Annotated in this window: 6 protein-coding genes; 4 read left to right on the top strand and 2 right to left on the bottom strand. The window is 71.3% G+C overall.

Annotation, left to right across the window (positions count from 1 at the left end; all coding sequences use genetic code 11):
* Positions 1-43: 43 nt before the first annotated feature.
* Positions 44-1,312, bottom strand: coding sequence for a type VII secretion-associated serine protease mycosin (mycP, locus tag ABN611_RS08210; RefSeq protein ID WP_350279197.1), 1,269 nt, complete (start codon positions 1,310-1,312; stop codon positions 44-46).
* 119 nt (positions 1,313-1,431) lie between these two features.
* On the opposite strand from mycP, the gene ABN611_RS08205 reads away from it, so the two are divergent.
* The 4 genes from ABN611_RS08205 to ABN611_RS08190 are packed head-to-tail and all read left to right on the top strand — an operon-like array spanning position 1,432 to position 17,205.
* Positions 1,432-1,818 carry a YbaB/EbfC family nucleoid-associated protein gene (locus ABN611_RS08205; protein WP_350279196.1) on the top strand — a complete coding sequence of 129 codons (387 nt, stop codon included), beginning with the start codon at positions 1,432-1,434 and terminating at the stop codon, positions 1,816-1,818.
* Positions 1,815-2,168, top strand: coding sequence for a hypothetical protein (locus ABN611_RS08200; RefSeq protein ID WP_350279195.1), 354 nt, complete (start codon positions 1,815-1,817; stop codon positions 2,166-2,168). Before ABN611_RS08205 ends, ABN611_RS08200 begins: the two co-directional genes overlap by 4 nt.
* Positions 2,165-16,705, top strand: coding sequence for a hypothetical protein (locus tag ABN611_RS08195; protein ID WP_350279194.1), 14,541 nt, complete (start codon positions 2,165-2,167; stop codon positions 16,703-16,705). The genes ABN611_RS08200 and ABN611_RS08195 overlap by 4 nt, the downstream gene beginning before the upstream one ends.
* A complete protein-coding gene (locus ABN611_RS08190) occupies positions 16,702-17,205 on the top strand; it encodes a hypothetical protein (protein ID WP_350279193.1) in 504 nt (167 codons plus the stop codon). The genes ABN611_RS08195 and ABN611_RS08190 overlap by 4 nt, the downstream gene beginning before the upstream one ends.
* Here ABN611_RS08190 and ABN611_RS08185 read toward each other — a convergent pair.
* Positions 17,202-19,757 carry a GNAT family N-acetyltransferase gene (locus ABN611_RS08185; RefSeq protein WP_350279192.1) on the bottom strand — a complete coding sequence of 852 codons (2,556 nt, stop codon included), beginning with the start codon at positions 19,755-19,757 and terminating at the stop codon, positions 17,202-17,204. The two genes, ABN611_RS08190 and ABN611_RS08185, sit on opposite strands and share 4 nt — an antisense overlap.
* Positions 19,758-19,777 lie beyond the last annotated feature (20 nt).

Raw genomic sequence — 19,777 nt, 5'->3', positions numbered from 1 at the left:
GAACGCCCGACCGGCACTGCCGGTCGGGCGTTTCCGCGTTGGCTCAGCGGGTGAAGAGGAAGTCGGGCGGGAGCTCGGGAGCCGAGGGCGCCGGACGGTCGACCGTGGAACGCGCGGCGGCCCAGCGGCGGCGGTGCCCGGTGACGACCAGCCAGCTGACGACGAGGACGGTCGTCATCGCACCCGCTGCCAGCAGTGCCGCCGTACGGGCCTCCAGACCGCGGGCATGCCACCAGGCCGCGACGGCGAGCTGCTGCTCGTCGGGAGGCGGGACGTGCGTCGCCGGAAGCGCGCGTCCCGCGCCGGCCATGCCTTCGGTGACGGCGCGGTACGGGTCGACGATGCCCGCGCCGTACTCCTGGTTGCCGCGGCCGCCTCGGGACGGCGTCGCGGTGGCGATCAGCCGCTGCGTGACCTGTGCGGCGGTGAGCTTCGGCCAGGCGGCGCGGACGAGGGCCGCAGTACCGGAGACGAACGGGGCGGCGAAGCTGGTGCCGTCCTCGTACGCGTGACCGGCGACGCGGGTGCTGGTCAGGACGCCGGTGCCGGGCGCGACCAGGTCGACGTACGGGCCGATCTGGGAGGCGCTCGAGCGGGCACCGGCGTTGTCGATCGCGCCGACACCGATCACCCCTGGGTACGACGCCGGGTACGACGGGAGCGGGCCGTCGTCAAGGCTCTGCCGGTTCCCGACCGCCGCCACCACGACGACGTCCTTCTGCACGGCGTACGCGATCGCCTGGCGAACCGGCTTGTCGTCGCGGTCGCCGGCCACCGACAGGTTGATCACCCGGGCGCCGGCGTCGACGGCGTACCGGATGCCTTTCGCGAGCAGGACCGGGTCGATCAGTTCGGTCCTGCCGTCGTTGTCGGTCTCGCGTTCGCTGATCCGGACCGGGAGGATCCTGGCCCCCGGCGCGATGCCCTGGAAGCCGATACCGCGCTTGCCGTCGGCGGCGATGATGCCGGCCACCCCGGTGCCGTGCGACACACAGTCGTAGTTTCCGGGGAGTTTGCCGACCAGGTAGAAGTCGCGGCCCGGCAGCACCTTACCGGGCCGCCGGAGCTGCGGGTGGTCGGCGTCGACGCCGGAGTCGATCACCGCGACCGTGACGCCGCTGCCGTTGCTGAACGGCCAGGCGCGCTGTGGCATCAGCAGCTGCTGTGCCCACGGCAGCAACCGCACGACCGGGTGCGCCGGTTCCACGTTCCGGCACGCGCCTTTCGGTGGTGCGGCGAGTGCGGGCTGGCCTCCCAGGCCCAGCACGATGGCGCCGGCCGCGAACGCGGCCCCGATCCGTCTCGTCTTCACGGGACGAGCCTGCGATCCCGGCCCGCCGTACGACGCCCGATGGCCGGAAGAGGTCACCCCGGTCCGGCGCCGGGCCGCGCGCCGGAAACTGCAAGCACGTTCCGGCCGAGGGAGGCGCGATGAGCATGCGTGGGCACGACCGCACCGGCGACGAGGCGCGCCTCGGACAGCTCGAGGAACTCGACCGCGAGGCCCGGCGGATCCGCGAGTCGGTCTCCGGCACGACCGGTACCGCGGAGTCGCCGGACGGACTGGTCGAGGCCACGGTCGGCGTGTACGGCGAACTCGTCGAGCTCGACCTCGACGCCCGGATCTACCGCACCCAGGACGCGGACGCGCTCGCCGAACAGATCCGCGCGGCGGTGAACGCGGCGTACGAATCCGCGCAGGAACAGGTCCGGCGGGACCTGGCGCGCTACCTGACGACCGCGGAGCCGGGGCCGTCCGGGCTCGCGTTCGGGCCGTTCCTGAGCCAGCTGCGCTCGGGGTCGGGCGGTGTGCGGTGAGTGAGGCGCCGCGGCCGATCAGCTTCGGCGGGGCGGGCGACGTGGACATGTACCCGGCGGAGACGAACGCCGCCGTCGCCGGGATCGCCGACGCCGGCAAGGTGATCGGCGCGGCATGGGCCGCGGCGGCGCCGGCGATCGCGGCCGACGAGGCGGTGGTCGGGACCGGGCTGGACGAGCTGAGCGCCGGGTTCCGGGAGCGGTACAACAGGATCAAGCCGCAGCTGGAGAAGGTAGCGCAGGAAGCCGAGCACAACTTCCAGGCCATGGGGGCCAACGGCAACAAGATCGTGCTGCTGTACATGGAGCTGACCCGTCAACAGGCCGACCGGTTGCGCAGGCTCGAGTGATTCCCGAGCCGAGCTGCGAGCTGTGGACGTGGCTGCAGAAGTTCTCCGACGCCTACATCTGGCCGCGCACGGACGAGGACGCCGCGCAGCGGATGGGTGACAACTGGCACAAGGTCGAGCTCGCCATGCAGGAGACGATCACGGCCGCGGCCGGCCAGAACAACCTGCTGCCGGGGCTCTGGAAGGACGCCAGCGGGATCCTGTACCACTCGAACCTGGCCACCAATCTGGGTCCGCAGGGGTACGGGTCGGCGGTCGACTCCTTCCGGGAAGTCGCCCAGATGTGCTGGGACCTGGCGCGGACGGTCGGGCAGATCAAGAACCAGATCTACGCCGAGCTGATCATGAACGTCGCGTTCTTCGCGGCGACGTTCGCGCTGCCGCCCGGGATCGGCGACTTCTTCCGGTGGCGGCTGGTGGCGTCGCTGGCGGAGCGCTTCTCCAGCATCATCCGGGGCGCGGCCGGGCTGCTCGGGCACGGTGGGGAGCTGGCCGGGGCGCAGGCGTTGCGGCGGTTGGGCGGTCAGCTCGCGACCGAACTCGTCGACGAGAGCATCACCGACGTCGTCGGGCAGCAGCTGGACATCCACCGCGGCTTCCGCCCGGAGGGGATGGACTGGCGGCAGGTGATGATCTCCGGCGGCGCCGGGGTCATCGGTGAACCGCTGGGGCGGGGCCTCAGCCGGGTGGGCCGGATCGGCTCCACGCCCGCGGGCCGGCTGGCCGACGTACTCCGGGTCGGGGATCGCGGCAAGCAGCTGATGCAGCAGAGCGCGCACGCCTTCGTGGTCAACAGCATCTCGTCGCCCGTTTCCAGTACCGCCGCGCAGTCCATTGCTGACGGCAACTTCCTGGAGACGTTGATGAATCCCGGGAAGTACGCCCACGCGATCCTGACCGGCGGCTTCAACGCCGGCGTGCTGGGCGCGGGCCGGATCGCGGCGGTACAGACCGGCGACATGACCGGCCAGGCAACCAGCGACTGGGCGCGCATGAGGCTGGGCATGGACCCCTACGTCCCACCTGCTGGCCCGCATGGCCCCACTCCCGCCATCAACACCACCGGCTCGTCCGGCACCGAAACATCCGGCTCCGGCCCACTCGGCTCCAACCCTGTCAGCTCCGGCGTCCCTGGTTCCGGCGTGGGCGACTCCGGTACGGCCGGCTCGGGTACGGCGGGCTCGGGTACGGCGGGCTCGGGCATGCCGGGATCCGGCGGATCCTCGGGTGCGTCCGGTGCGTCCGGTGCGTCCGGCCACGGGGCTACTGGTTCGGGCGCTGGTTCGTCCGGGAGTGCCTCGGACTCGTCGCCGGCCGGCGCCGGACGATCGGCGGGCGCTCCAGCCGCTGCCGACAGCGACCACCACACACCTGCTCAACGGACGTCCCACGCCGGCAACACCACCGACGAAAATCGCGAGTCCCGCCAGCCCGGGCCACAAGCCGCCCACGAAGAAGCGCAAGAACACCAGCCGGCCACCACCCAACAATCAACCGACCGCACCACGACCGACGCCCCGACTTCGTCGGCAGCTCAACCCACCTCTGCCGAACCGAACACCCCACAGCCCACCGCGGCGAACTCGCCCACGACCGGTCCCACACCCACTCAGCCGACCACTGCCCAACCACCCCCCACGCACTCCACCAACTCGACAACGGCCACCCCCCAACAACCAACCCTCACGACCACAAGCTCGCCCCCCGCGAACACCAACCCGACGGGCGCGAACACCACGGCCCCGCTCAACGCGAACGCCACAGCCCCCAACCCCGCGAACCCGAACGGCGCGACCCCACTGCCCGCGAACGTGCCGGGGCCGAAGTCCCCCGGCACAGGCCCGACCGGTGCGAACGGGTCACCCACCAACGCCACAAACACGAACGCCGCAAACACCAACCGCGCGGACGCGAACGCCGCGGGCGCGAACGCCGCCGACACCAATTCGTCGAGCGCGAATGGCACGGGTGCGAAGGCCGAGGACGTCGACGGCGTGGATGTGAACTCTGCGGACGCCTCCGGAGCGGGGCAGGGACAGGCGGCGCAGGCCGTCGACGGCGAGAGTTCGGAGCGAGACGTCGTACCTGCGGCGCAGCAGGCCGGTTCGCAGGATCCGACGGACGACGGGCCGCTCCGGCACCAGCAAGACGGCAGCGACGACCAGACCGCCGAACACGCGCCCGCCGAACGAGCGCTCGCCGAACGCGGGCCCGCCGACTCCGCTGTCGACGCTGGTGCCGGACGGGCCGTGGACGCTGCTGGGGTGCCGAAGTCAGGTCCTGCGGCTGTGGTGCCTGGGTCCGGTCAGGCGTTTGCGATGCTGCCGACCGTCGACTTCGTCCCAGACGTCGAATCCATCTCCCTGGACACGAGCGGACCCCGAAAACCGGGCGTCGTCCTCACGCGGTCCGTCGGTCCTTCCGCTGAAGGATCGCCGGACGATGTGGTCCCCGTGTCGCCGGCGGACGGGCAGTCGGTGGAGTCCGCTGCGCTGGAGGCGTTCGTCCGGGCGCTGAACGAGCGTACGGCGGACGGTCGCCTCACCCCGGCGGCGGTCGCGATGCGCAAGCGGTACTACCAGACGCCCGACGTCTCGAAGGCGACCGGTGAGCCCTCCGGCAGGGTCAAGCGATGGTCGGCGATGGACACGTTCAGCGTCGCGACGCCGGACGGAACGGTCGTCGACATGCAGGTTCCAGGGCTCGCCTACCTGCAGGGCGGCGACTTCGCGCCGGTCGAGGTGGTGCCGAGTCGCCCGATCAAGCGGACGGACGCGCGCTTCGACGATCCCGCGCTGAGGTTGACCGGCGACGAGCGGATCACGCTCCAGTGGGCGACGGACCGCTGGATGAAGAGCATGGGCAAGTGGACCCATGCCGACGTCCTGCCGACCGAAGCGGAGCGCGCGGCTCAGGGCGAGCTGTCGGACGAGGAGTTCCGCGAACTGCTGGACGAGGCAACCGACGCCACCGGTCTCCGGCCGCAGGAGACCGGGGAGGCGCTGGGCGAAACCTACGCCCGCGTGATGATCCGCTGGCTCGAGAACCAGTACCCGGGTGAGGAGATCCTCCGGGTGCCGGTGAGGTCGATGGGCGGATCGGGGCGGTTCGACCAGATCTACGTCCGGATGGGTGGCGGCCGGATCCTGGGATTCGCCGCCGTCGAGGCGAAGAGCGTCCACGGCGCGCTCGGCAGTCGGCGCGGCCGCGACGGAAGGGCGTACGAGCAGGGCCATCGCGAGTACGTCCGCAGCATCCTGGACGCGATGATGCAGCGCCCCGGGCAGCTCAACGAGCCCGGCATCGCCGCCCGGATGGAGGCCGCCCTCGACGCCGGGAACTTCCAGTACTTCGTGGTCAAGGCCCAGGTCGAGATGCTGCCGAACCGTGCTCAGGCGAAGGGGATCGCGGTCACCGAGTACGACCTCAGCCCCGCCGTCGGCGCCGCCGATCCCGCCGGTACGGCGCAGCACGCCGACCACGACCACACGCATCCGAACGGGGATCGGATCAACCAGGAAGCCGCCGAGAACGGTGCTGGGCTGGAACGTACGGCGGCGACGGTCGAGGAGGTCGCGGCGGCGGCCGGGGTCGATCTGAGTGGGATCGAGGTCGTCCTGCTCGACGACCCGGCCGAGTACGCGTATCTCGACGACCTGGGTGCGATGGCGAGCGCGCAGCAGTTGGACGACGGCACGATCCAGGTCCGGCTGGGGCCCGCGAGCTTCGCCGACCGGGAGACGCTGGCGGCGACGCTCGCGCACGAGAAGACGCATGCCGATCAGTTCCGGGCGGGCCGCGTCGCCACGGACAACGTACCGGAGCTGGAGCGCGAGGCGCGGGCGAGCGAGGCGCCCGCGGTGGAGAGGTTGCGAGCACATGATCAGGTTCACGATCGAAGCGACGTTCGACCTGCCGAGCCGGCCCGGCATCGTGATCCCCGGCAGGATCCAGGGCGGGGCGGTCCGGGCCGGCATGGTCCTCCGGATCGAGGGCACGAACCAGGACGTGCGGATCCGCGCCGTGGAACTGAACTGTTCCGCCGGGACGACCCGGACGGCGCTGACGACGGACCGCGAACACGCCCCGATGCTGCGACCGGGGACGGTTCTCGTCAGCCTGCGCTGACCTCGGAGGGAGCACAGCCGCCGCGCCGGAACGAGGTGCTGACCGGCGACAACGGCGAGCTCGTACTCCGAATCCGCAACCTCCCTCCACCACCCGCCACCAAACCATCCGCACCCGAAGCCGGGCCGTCTGCGCGCGGTGCCGGGCGGTCCGCGGGTGGTGCGCGGCGGCTGGTCGCGGAAGCAATGCTTGCGGGGCGGGGTGCGCTCCGGGGCGCCGGCGCGGGTGTCTTCTCCGCGGAGGCGCGCGTGCCGCGGCAGGATCTCGGGCGCCTTGCGGAGGCGGTCGAGGCCGCCGTACGGCGAGGGCTCGAGGTCGAGCTGACCTTCGCGATGAATCCGGATTCGAAGTGGCTGGAGGCAACGGCCCAGGTCACCGATCCGTCGACCGGGGAGAGCGTCACGTACCGGCGCACAGGTCTCGGTGAACTCGCCGACCGCATCCGTCCCACCGTCGCCCGCACGGCCGACCCCGCCCCGCCCCCGAAGCCCGCGGCCCCGACTCCACCGGACAGGTCCGCGGCCCCGGCTCGACCGGACAGGTCCGCGGCCCCGGCTCGACCGGACAGGTCCGCGGCTCCGGCTCCGCCGGGCAGTCCTGCGGACCCGGCTCCGGCTCGGGCAGGGCGGGGGGAGCGGCCGGTGGGGCGTGATGGGGTGGTTGACGGTGGGCCGGTGGAGGCGGCGTCGGGGCGGCGGGTGCTGGACGACCCTCAGCAGTTCGCGCCGGTCCGATCCGAGGATCCGAGCCAGGAACAGGCGCGCGGGGACCGGTTCCTGCCTGGTTGGTTGTTGGTGGGGGTCGAGGCGGCTCGCGCGATCCTGCTGCCGGCTGTCCACCAGGCCGCGAACATCCGCGAAGTTGTCGAGCTCGGTGCTAACCGTTACCAGGTTACGGCCGCGGTCGGGCGGGTCTACGTTCTGCATGTGCGGGTCGGGCCGCTCGGGCCGCGGACCGTCGCTGAGTATGTCGCCGTACCGCAGACCGACAATTCGACGCCCGTCGCCGAGGTGATGTTGTCGGATCGGATGGTGCTCGGCGAGGTTCCGCAGGTCCTGGCGCGGGTGCTCGCCGAGACCGCGGCCGCGGCGCTCGCCCCGTCGCCCGCGCAGCTGGCGGGTATTGAGGAGACCCCCGTTCTGAGGCCCGAGAGTGACCCTGCGCTCGATCCGTTGTTGAAGGCCGAGGACCACGGTGCGCTCGCCGAGGCGCGGGCGCTCGCCGCCGAGCACGAAACGACCACGTCCGCCGGACGCCGGCGCAAGATCCGCCAGTTGATGGCCTCCCTCGTCGCCTCGATGAGTCTCGGTCAGCAGCAGCCGAACTCCGAGCTGCTGCACACCCTGCTGAGTCGCGACGACCAGGCGATGGCCGAGCGGTTCGCGGATCGCCGGTCCGTCAAGGACGATCGGCCGGCGGCGCGGGCGTACGTGGTGAAGTCGCTGCGGAGTTCGGTCCTGTCCGCGGTGCTGATCGGCTCCGCGGGCTACCTCGCGACCGGCAGCATCGTGACCGGGATCGCGCTGTCGGTCCCGACGATCGTCAACTCGCTCGTCGGCGCGGTGACCGAACGCTGGCTCGACGCGCGCAAGGAGACCGGCAGGCAACCCGCGTACGACGCCGACCGCGCCGTCCGCGACCGTGACTACCCCGGCATGCGAGGTCTGCTCGACGGCGCCCCCGCGTCCGCGCCCGACCAGCAGGGCAAGTTGCCGCGCGCAACGAAGCAGGTGCACTACGTCGTCCGGCACGCCGTACCGTTGCTCGCCGCAACTGGTACCGCGGCCGCACTCACGGTGGCGGGCATCCCGGCGATGTCGGCGGTCATCGTCATCGGTATGTCGGCCGCCGCGAAGTCGCTGGCCGAGCGGCTCGTCGATATGAAGAAGTTCGACTTCCGCCTCGGTCGTGTGGACAGCACTGTCCGCAAGCAACTCGCCGACTCCGGCAACCTGCAGAACCAGCTGGTTGCGCTGCTGCAGGACTACCGCTCGCAGCTGGGGAACCTACGGGCCCAGCTCGCCGGGCCGACCGCAGCCCCCGTCCAGACGACCGGCGATCCGGCGACCCGCCCGTCACCGGGTACGCCGGGATTCGGGGTCCACGCCGGCGCCCAGGCGATCGACAACGTGACGGCCGCGGCACGCCGGCTGCTCAGTCACGTCGCCTCGACGCAGAACCAGGATCCGGCGCATCCCGTCGCGGACAACGATCCGACGGAGTTCGCCCGGAAGCTCGACCTGTTCGCCGAGGGCCTCGTGAACGTGATCGGGCCGGCCGTCACCGGTCTGCTGCTCGGCGCCGTCGGCGACAAGATCTTCGTCAACCTCGAGGAAGCAGCCGGCGACGCGCAGAAGAACTGGGATCACGCCCAGCGCGAGGCGGTCCGCGGCCAGGCGCTGCTCGACGTACTGACAGATCACCTGCAGCAGGTCGACGTTGCTCTCCGGCAGCTGCAGGCGCTGGTCGCCGACCATCGGCCCGGGGTCGACTTCACCGACCGAGTGGCCGATCGGGCGAAGTTCCCCGTCGCACCTGCCCAGCCGGACGGTGCCCGGCCGCGGGGACAGTCGAAGTACTGGGTGTATCTCCAGCAGGTCGCGTTCGCGGCAGTCGGCGCGGCGGGCGGCGTACTGCTCCTCGACCAGATCTTCGACCTGGACCACGTGAGCGTGGTCGTCACGCTGGCCGGTGCCGTCGGAGGGGTGACCGGTACGCCGGTCGCGCGCATGCTGTTCCGCCGCGCCGAGCTGCGGCGGAAGGAGCTGAACACGGCAGATCTCGCGAAGCAGTCGGTCGATCGGCGCGATCTCGGGCGGCAGGCGGCGATCGGGAAGTACCTCGTCGCGCAGCTGCTCGACCAGATCCAGCAAGTACGCGAGCTGCTGGTCGCGCCGGCGCGGGCCGTGGACGTGCGGCCGGGCGATCCGGAGTACACCGATCGGGTACGAGCGGCGGCGGAGCTGGCGTACCTGGACAACGTCGCGCCGACGCAGGATCGCGACGTGCGCACGCAGCGGGTCGAGGCGCTGGCGCGGATCGATCGGTTGGCGGCTGCGCTCGACTGGGCGGAGTCGTCGGAGCAGGACGTCGAGGCGGCCCGGGGGCGGCTGGCGCACGCGATCGCTTTGTACGAAGCGATCGCGGACGAGGACGGGACGACCAGGGCGTTCCCGGACCTGCGGCAGGTGTCGCCGGATCGCGGGCGGCGGTTCACGGGCGGTCCGACCGACCAGGTTCGTGCGGGCGCGGGACGCGCTCTCGCGCGGATGCTCGGCGAGCCTGCCGGCAAGCCGCTGCTGGAGGATCGACTGGTCGCGCTGGAGGCGATCGTCCGCGCCGCCGACGCGGTCGATGCGCACGCGGCGGCTGGTACGGCGGAATCGCGCGCCCACGTCCAGCAACAACTCGACGAGCACATCGCGGCGTATGAGCAGCTCCTCCACGACGCCGACCTCCCTGGCGGCTTCCCGCGGCCCGGGGTCAGTCCGGCCAACCGGCCCGACACCAACCCACCAGGCACCGGCCCGACCTCCCCGAACCCCACATCCCCGGAGCCGTTGACCACCCCACCCGTGACCGGCGCGGCGCCGACCGTCACCGCAACCGCTGGGGGCGTGCTCGGACGCGTCGGCGACAGCGTGGAGTTCAGGGTCACGAAGACCGGGCTGGCGACCGCATTACCTGCCGAGCTTGTGGCAGATCCGCAGGCGTTGAGTGCTCTGGAAGCGCGGTGGGTGCAGCTGGTGCGGGCCGGGTATCAGGTCAAGGTCGCGGTCACGAAGGTTGCCGGGCGGCATGCCACGGTGGATCCGCTGGAGTTCACGGTGGAGGTCGTCGACCCGCAGGCCACTGTGGACGCGCGCGATGTCTACGGTCCGGCCGACGTACGACGGCTCGTGCGGCAGATGATCACCGACCAGCAGTCCGCGCCGGGCCGCCACCGCCAACCCGACGAGCAGCACTTGACGCCGGCCGCCTACGATCCGGCCGCCGGGCCGGTGTCGGGTGTGGTGGCGTCCAACGAGTCGGCGAACCGGGCCAGGTGGAGCTTCGGTACGGCGGGACGTGCCGACGAGGTGGTGCTCCAGCTGCGGGAGGTGCTTGCGCCGGAGCTGCTTCCGAACCCGGGTGGTGGGAAGCCCGAAGCGCTGCCGCGGATCCCGCTCGACTGGGCGTTCGCGCGCGACCGGGCCCGGGCGTTGATCCCGCCGGGGGTGCTGATTCCGCAGGCGGAGTTCGCCGAGCTGGAACAACGCGTCCAGCAGTTGATCGCGAACGGGCACGCCGTGAACCTTCGCCTGCGGGTCGTCGACGGCCGGCTGGTGGTCGACGCACAGGTCCAGGAGACGACCTCCGAGCGTCAGGCCCTGCACGAGAACTTGTCACTCTCGGAGCTTCTTGTTGCCCTCGACAACCAGGTACTGCGGTCGCCGCGTGGTGTGCCCGCGGTTGCTCTCGGCGCCGTGATCGCCGGTCTCGACGGGATCCACCTGCAGGACGGAAGCGTCCGCCTGACGGTCGATGGTGCTCAGGTCGTCGTCCCCGCCGAGGTGCTGACGCGCATCACCGCCGAACTCGCCGCCGCAGGACTCCCGCAGGAAGCCCTCGCCGCCGAAGCGGTACGCCGCCTCGCCGAGCACCTCGGCGTAGACGTCCAGAACCTCGGTGCAAACCCCCAGCAAATGCCCCCGGCCCGCCCCGCCACGCAGCCGGCCTCCGGGCAGGTGTCTGTTGGGCAGGCGGCTGCGGAGGTGCTTCGGGGGGCGGCGCTGCGGGTTGGGGCTGCGGAGGTGGCGCGGCGGGCTCAGGAGCTTGCCGGCGGGCAGGATCTCGCGGGCTCGGTGGACGAGGCGGCGGAGCAGGCAGACAGGGGGAGCGGGCGGCGGACGCATGCGCCTCGGGTGAAGGGGACCAGGTTCGTCGCGGACGGGCGGCCGTCGGCCGAGGGGCCGTTGACCGTCGGCCGGGTCCTGGCGGCGATCAGCGGCGTACTCCGTTCCGATCTCGGCGGACTCGCCACCGGCGATCCAACGGTCGACGGGCAGCTGGTGGTCGTTCCCGGCACTGATGGCCCGCAGTACTTCCGGGTGCAGGTCGGCCGGGTGCGGCGCGGACGCGTTGCTGCCACGGAGCTGAGAGGTGGCACAGCGCAGGATCCGCATGTGGTGACGTTCGCGCCCGGGATCGCGGACAGTCAGTTGACGCGGGCCTGGGTACACGAGCTCAGCCACACCCTGCAGGAGATCAAGGCTCCGGACGGTGGCCCGATCCGGCGCCTCTGGAACCGGCTGACAGGCAACGGCCGCAACGCCTGTCTTGACGCGCAGTACAACGAGTTCCGCTACCTCCAGCGCCGATGGGCGGCCGCTGACACCCCAGAGCTCCGGCGAGACATCGAGGGGCTCGTCAACGCGATCCGCAAACGTGGCGCGGTCCCGCCGACCCTCCCGTGGGACTCACCGATCCCTGTGGACCCACGCGCAGAGCTCAAGGCCGCGATCACCAGACAGCTCTCCGCACTCGACGACACGATCGCCGCCCTCACAGAACTGATCAGCAGCAAGCACGAGTCCGCCGACGAAGCAGAAGCAGCGGTCGCCGCATGGCACGAGTACGTCGCCAACAGATACGACCAGGCCCGCGCGCAACTCGTCGCCGCCCGCGACGCCTACGCCCAACTCCTCCAACAAGCCCCGGACCACCTCGCCGCCGAAGCACACCGGCTCGCGCAAGACATGGCGTCGTACCAGACCGCACTCGAAGGTCTCGCACCACCGAGGGCCGCGCTGCCGAGTATGCAGCCGTCCGGCCCGCTGCCGCACCTGACCGCACTGACCGAACGCATCAACGCGATCCTCGTTGCCCACGGCATCGACCAGCGCTTCACCACAACCCAACTCCAGCAGCTGCTCAGCGCCGAGTTCGGCCGCGTCCTCACCGGGGAGGGCGTCGTACTGCGCGTCGGCACCGAGCGCCGCGCCGACCTCCGCGTCAAACTGAGCGTCGACGAGCTCGTCGAGGTAGGCGACCCGAAGGTCAAGGCGTCGGAGATCATCAACGGCCTGTTCCCGCAGGGCGGACGCAGACTCGCGACGGCCGCGACGTCGAAGCTCGGCTGGGCGTTCGCGGTTCCGATGAAGGCACTGCTGCAGCTGGTCGGCACGGCCACGAACCACCCCTGGCTCGGCGACCTGACGCTGAAGGGCGAACTCAGCGGCGGCCGCACCCGTGGCGTCACCGGGAACGCGGCCGAGTACGCGCAGACCGGCGCGGTCGAGGACAACCGCGGCGAGTCCGTCCTCTACACCGGCAAGGCGTCCTGGACTCTCGACGTTCGCAAGGACCGTTCCCACGGCTGGACCCAGGCCGAAACGGTCGACGAAGGCAATCCGAAGGACACCACCGAGCTGCGCGCCTGGGTCTCGCACGCGTACACGGTCGACCCCGCGCAAGACACCGAGCGACGCCTCGACCTGGCGAACGGCCGGCTGCCCGCCCACCACCTCACCTCGATCGACGGCCTCGAGAAACTCACCGACGACGTGATCGAGGCGAACGCGGACCGGCTCACCAAACTCGGCAACGGCCGCACCCAGGTCGAGGAACAACTCCACGCGGTACTGACCAACGACCTCCCGAGCCGCCTGGCCGATTCGACCGATCACGCCGTACTGCGGCCGCTGACCGTCGACGGCAAACCTGTGGGACATGTCGCCGTCAGCACCAGGATCAGGTACGAAAGCGTCGAGCTGGTTGGTACGCAGAGCACGACGCACTGGCAGGAGTCGGTGCGGATCGGGTTCAGCAGCACGAGTACGCAGCAGGCGTTCGGCGCCGCGACCGCGGTGTCGGCCAAGGCCGGGTACGACGGCGCCGCGCTCCAGGACGTCGACCCGGACGGCACCGATGTCGGGCCGACGGTGAGCGGCGGCCGCTCGGCGAGCCGGTCGGACGCGCTCTCCGGAGGCGGTACGTCGATCCACGTCGGCGTGCACCGCTTCGTCGGCCCGACGCAGGCGTACCGGATGGTGCTCGACCACGTGGTGACCGTCGTACTGGACGACAAGGCAGCGACGACGCCCGGCGACAGCACGGTCGTGGCGCGGGTGCGCGTCCGGGACGCGTACCGGCACGGGCTGCCGGTCGATCGCGCCGCAGTCCATGACGGCGGTCGCCGAGTCGACGGCGACGTCGACCCGAACGCCACCGTGCCAGGCCGCAAGCTGGAACTCCCCGCCTGGGCCAAGGACGCGAACGGCCGGCTCAACACCGCGGGCCCGTGGAACATCCAGGACGTCACCGGTGGAAGGGCCGCGTTCGAGGCGATCGTCAAACGGCTGGCCGGTCGCGGATTCGTCCCGCCGCTGGACACCAACGGCAACCCCGATCTGAAGCAGCTCTCGACCGATCCGATCGAGCGGCACGCGCAGCTGCGCAACCTCGAAGAACTCCGCGAGCAACTCTCGACCGAGCGCCTGGAAGCCGGGTACGACATCGCCACCCGCGACGGCATCCTCGTCACGCTCATCCATCCGCGGACGACGCAGGCGACCGAGACCGTCGTACTGCGGATCAGCATCGAGCCGCACGCCTCGAAACCGATCGGTGTCACGACCGACGAGGCCGTCGTACTGCTCAACATCGGCTCCGATACCGCCGGCCGCACCTCCTCGCGGTCGAAGGTGTGGCCGTGGCGTGCCGATCCACTGGCCATGAGCTCGACGAGCGGTCTCGACGGCAGGGCATCGCTCTCGTACGGCCGGCAGGTGCTCGGGCGAGTCCTGGCGTGGATGACCGGCGGCACCGTCAACCAGGTGACGCTGGTCGAGAGCACCTCACCCGTCGCGGTCTTCGAGGTCCAGCACACGCTCACGGTCTCCGAAGGCGACACGACCTTCCACACCAGCGCACCGGACGAGACCGCACGTCTCCTGATCGACAGCGACCTGCTGCCGTACGACGCCGCGCTGCCGGCGACTCCACCGTCGGGCCTGGTACGCCCGTCCGTGCTGCAGCGGATGAACCTGCTCGCGCTCACCGCCGCCGAGTTCACCGCGAAGTTGCCCAAGGCGATCAGGAACGAGGCGACCGCGCTCCAGCAGCTCGGCGCCTTCCTCAACCCGCGCAACCTGCTCGCACATCCGGAGTGGACGAGCACCGGCTACCACACCACGCTGCTCGTCCCGGACATCGCCGGCGTCTCCCGCCGGATCCCGGTCACGCTGACCGGCCGACTGCAGAACGCGCAACTGGTCGCCGTGACCGAAGGCGTCAGCGGCGACATCAACCTCGCCCTCGGCAGCCACGGCTCCGGAGTCGGCCAGTCGTACGGCGGCAGCGCCCAAGCGTCGGCCGGCGTCTCGGAGAACTCGACAGGCGGCGGATTCACCGCGGCACTCGGCAGCAACGGCTCGACCGGGAGCGCGAACCTGGACATCTGGGGCGTCGAGCGGCTGACGATCGAGACCGGCCGGCACTACGTGTTCACCGCCGACGCCGAGGTCTCGCTGGCCGTCGGCAGCCAGCAGCCGACCGACGCGAAGGCCGGGACCGTCTTCCAGCTCGCCGAACGCGAGGCGCTCCGGTTCTACGCCCAGCAGGAACTCGCGCTGCCGCTCCACCAGGTCGCGGACGCCGTCGAACGCTTCCTGCACGGCACCCTGGAACTCGACCGGCGCGCGGCCACCGCCCTGATCACCCGCTACCGCGCCGATCTCGCCGCTGCCAGCCGCGCGGGGACGCCCGTACCGGCACTGTCCGCGGAGCACACCGCACAAGCACTCGCCGCGAAGCTGCGGCCGAGCCCGCGTCCGCAGCCGAGATCGTACGAGCACCGGCTGGACCTGATCCTGCGCGACCAGCCGCCGACGAAGCTCGAGTTGCCAGCGCACCACCGCGAGCACCTCGGGTTCAGCCTCATCGAGAGCACGGAGCTCGACCAGGACCTGCTGACCGAGGTGTACGACGTACTGCGGACCGAGTTCGGGGTCGACCCGGCGCAGGACCCGGCGTTGGCACAGGCGCTGTTCGTGGAGCTGGCCGGGAAGCGATGGTGGGGACGGCTGGAGGACATGCTGGGGCCGGGTGGTTTCGTGCGGAGCTATCCGGTCGGGCGGCCGGGAGAGTTGTCGGCGGAGCAGGTGACGCTGCGGATCCGTGCGGAGTTCGTGGACGACGCCCACGAGCTCGGCGAGGCGAAGGACGTGGTCGGGATCCTGCAGCGGTACCTGTACGGCGACCGGACCCGGTCGTGGAGCAGCGGCCGGTCGACCGGTCTCGGCGTGGACGGTGCGGTCGACGCGACGCGTTCGGGTTCTGCGGCCACGGATCGCACGGAGGGTACGTCGACGAGTGCCGGCGACCAGGTCACGCGCCTGGAGCGGATCGCCGGTTTCGACGGCATGACCCGGGTCGGGCGGCGGCTGCGGTTGCGGATCGAGGTCGAGCACGACGCCGCGGCGCCGACGCGGACCCCGCTCGGCCGGCGGGCGTCACCGCGGCTGTCCGTGGTGACGAGGTCGCGGGAGCTGACCGGGAAGCTCGTGCAGCTGATCCCGACCGTTGCGCTCAGCAACAAGATGCCGCCGGTGCTGACCGTGCCGGAACAGGTCGAGTTGCCATCGCTTTACCACGTCGAGGGCGTCGGGCCGACGGACGGTCGCGCCGATCTGCTCGACGTGGTCGCCGACGCGCTGGCGGATCAGGACGCGCTGGGCGCGGACGGCGTACGGCTGCATCGGACCGAGCTGGAGCACAAGCTGTCGGCGTCGGCGCGGAACGCCGGGTTCAGCCGGATGGCATCCGCGGAAGGGCTCACGCTCGCGCCGCTCGAAGTCCCCGGCACGAAGCAGGACACGGTCGAGGTGACGATCCGCGCGCGGGTGTCCGCGGTCGAGGTCGTCACCCAGCCGTTCGAGGGCGAGCTGGGTGAGGTCAATCGGCACATGGAGACGGCGTCGACGACCACGAGCACCGGGCGTCTGCTTCCGGTCAACACGTCCGGGACGTACTCCGCCGACGCCGTCAGCGGATCGGGCACCGTCGGCGACCAAGTGTCCGACGCGGCGACCGACCTTCGCGGCGCGCGGATCGAGCGCAGCCATTTCGAGAAGGGCCAACTGGTGACGGTCCGGGTCCGCGTCGACTACGACCTGACCATCACCCGCAACCGTCATACGGCCGGTGGTGCCATTCGTCGGCGGTCGACCACCCACCTGCCCGCGGCGGCCACCGGTCGCGCGTATCTGACGCTGCACCACCACGACTACGAGAGCCTCGCTCCGGCCTCGTACCTCCCGCCGACGCCGCCCGGCCCGTCATCATGGAGGCCGATCCACAGCGGAGCGGCTGTGCTGCTCGCCATCCAGCGCGCTCAGCGCCAGTCCGGGAAATGGAGATCCTCATGACGTTGCCCGTGGCAAGAACCCGCGACGAGGCACGCCTCTACCTCGACCTGACGGCCTGCGCCTGCGGCGCGCTCGACGCCGACTGGCAGCACGCGACCGGGCTCCAGGACGGCGAACTCGTGAGCGTGTACGACGCGACCTGTCCGGGGTGCGGCGCAGACCGTGAGTACGCGTTCGGACTACCCGAGCGCGAGACCGCCGGCGACTACCCGCACTTCGGCGGCGACGAGCCGTCCCAGCTGATCGACGCCGGCCGTTGGATGGCTCTGGCCGATCAGCTCGCCTCCGCACTGCCCGAAGACCCCGCCACCGCGGCCCAGGCACTCCACCTCGCCCGGGCCGCGGTCGACGAGGTCATCAAGTTCGTCCCCGCCGGCGCGACCACCGTACCGGCCAAGGCTTTCTGGACCCCTGAGGGCCGCGCCGTCCGGGACGCCGAGCCCGGCCGCTTCCAGCTCGACCGCTTGGAGATCGTCCGCAACACCTACCAGCCGACCTAGCGGGACAGGAAGGCGAACTGTGCCGTCTTGGTCGTTCCGTCGGGTTGGGTGATCGTCGCTTCCGGGCCGAGGACGAAACCCGACCGGTGGAAGCGCTCGATCGCGCGCGTGTTGCGGACGTCCGGCTCGACCACGATGCGCGGGTTGCCCAGGTGGTCGAACACGAACCGGCCGAGCACGCCCACCAGGTGACCGGTGAACCCCGGCCGCGCCTCGCCGGGCCCGATCAGCAGGTGCACCCCGAGATCCCCGGCCTCGACGTCGTACGCCGCCCCCGCCGGGTCCGCCTGCGGGTCGTACGTCTGCAGCAGTGCGACCGGTACGTCGTCCAGCCGTACGACGTACACGTGATGCGTTGGCACCGAGTCCAGGAACTCGTACGTCCGCGCGATCTCCTCCCGCGACCACGACCCCATGCCCCAGAACACGGCCCGCTCCGCCGTCACCCACTCGTGGATCAGGTCGAGGTCGCGCGCCGGATCGGCCTCCTCGATCCGCACCCTCCCGAACCCGTCGACCGACACCTCGTAGCCGCGATCCTCGCGCACCACCGGATCGTTCGTCGGTTTCAGCGATCCGCCCAGCCACAGCGGCAGTTGGTCGTGATGGTGCGGATCCCCGAGGACCCCGGACGCGCCGAGCGGCACCACCCACCGGCTCGCGGACCGATCCGCGAGATCCCACGCGTAGCGAGCAGCCGACGCCCGGATGCACACGTCGGTCAGGCCGGGCAGGCTCGACGTCGACATCACGCAGTGATGGTCGCCGGACAGGCCGAGGTCGATCGGCTCCTCGCCCGGCGCGAACACCGGGCCGCGCAACGCGTGCAGCGGCGCGAGCTGATGCGTCTCGCCCCACGGCGGCCGCGGCTTGCCGGCGGCGACCTGCTCGAGGGCCTCGCGCGCCAGCCAGCGGACGTTGACCTGCGGCAGCAGGTCGGTGGCGAGCAGGTTCTCCAGCGCGTACGAGACGTGTGTGAGCGGGTCCATCCACGGCACGAACAGCTCGGCGACATCGGCGTTCTCGAGCTTCGTGAAGTGGTCCGTGAGCCGCGAGACCAGCGCCTTGCGGACGGCGGCGTACGACGAGGCCGTCGTACTGGTCGCGTCCATGCGGCGGTCCCACGCGAGCAGTTCGGTGCGCAGGGCAACCGCTTCCGGGGACAGGTCGTCGAGATCTGTCAACAGGTCGAGGACCGAACCCGCTGATCCCAGCAAGGTGTCGCGGTGGATGGTCGGCATGTCGTCGATCGACCAGTCGTCGCGCGTGTTCAGCAGCGCACGGATCCGGTCGGCCCGATGCGGCGCCGCGAACTCGACACCCAGCGGAGCAGCCAGTTCGCGCGCGTTGGCCATCACCACCGGCCCGTCGACGTCCGCCCGCGGCAGTTCATGCCAGCCGTCCCATTCGTGCCCGGGTTCCCAGGCCGGTACGACGCGCAGCATGTTCTCCCGGCGGCGCCGCGGCACCACCCCGGCCGTCCGGTGCAGCAGACCGCCGGCGGTGTCGGCGGCCAGGACGACGTTCACCGGCTCGACCCACTCGTCGACCGCCGCGTCGACGTCCGCCACGGTGGTTGCCCGCAGCAACTTCGCCAGCACCTGGAAGCCCAGTTTCCCGGTCACCCGCGGCGGGTACCGCAGGCTGATTCCGTCCTGGATGATCGGGCCGCGCTCGGTCTCGATCACCTCGACCTCGACCGGCTCCGCGCCGGCGACCTCGACCACCTCGGTGTGCGTGGCGGCCGGCTTCCAGCCGTCCGGGCCGAGGGCCTCGACCCCGTCCGCCGTACGACGGAGTTGCTCGGCGTACAGGTCCTGGTAGTCGGCCATGGCGTTCGTGATCGCCCACGCGACACCGCCGGTGTGCCCGAAGTGCGCCAGCCCTGGTACCCCGGGCACCGCCAGGCCGAGTACGTCGTACTCCGGGCAGGTGAGCCGGATCTGCTGGTACACGCCGGGGCTCTCGATGTAGCGGTGCGGATCGCCCGCGATGATCGGCTGCCCGCTGGCGGTGTGCGTGCCGGGGATCAGCCAGCCGTTGCTCCCGGACCCGTGCGGCCCCTCGGAGCTGAACAGCTCGAGCGCCTCGTCGCCGAAGTGCTCCGCGACGTGCGTCCGCCACAACTTGGTCGGGAACCCCGCGAACAGGATGTGCACCGCCAGCCAGATCCCGAGCGGCGCCCACGGCTCCCACCGCTGCGGCGTCAGCCCGGTCTCGGCGAACTCCGGCGCCCGCGCGGCCCCGCCCGGCAGCGCGTGGTTCACACCCTCGACGTACGCCGTGATCCACTCGCGCGTGTCCTCGTCAAGGGACTCGAAGCAGCGCCGGGCCGTGTCCGCCAGGCGGGCCCGCCGGGCGAAGACGTCCCACCCGACCGCCTCCGCGCCGAGGAACGCGGCACTCGTCCCGAGGTACCGGCGGCGCTCCAGTTCGATCTGCCACGCGCGGTCCCGGGCCGCGTTCACGCCTTGGAGGTACACCAACGCGAGCGGATCCCCGGCCTGCAGGTGCGGTACGCCGTACGTGTCCCGGAACACCCTCGCGTTCACAGCATCCCCTCGCTTTAATT

This window comes from Kribbella sp. HUAS MG21, from assembly GCF_040254265.1.
Lineage (GTDB): Bacteria > Actinomycetota > Actinomycetes > Propionibacteriales > Kribbellaceae > Kribbella.
The sequence above is the reverse complement of the archived record's forward strand: the minus strand, read 5'-3'. Positions and strand labels throughout refer to the sequence as shown.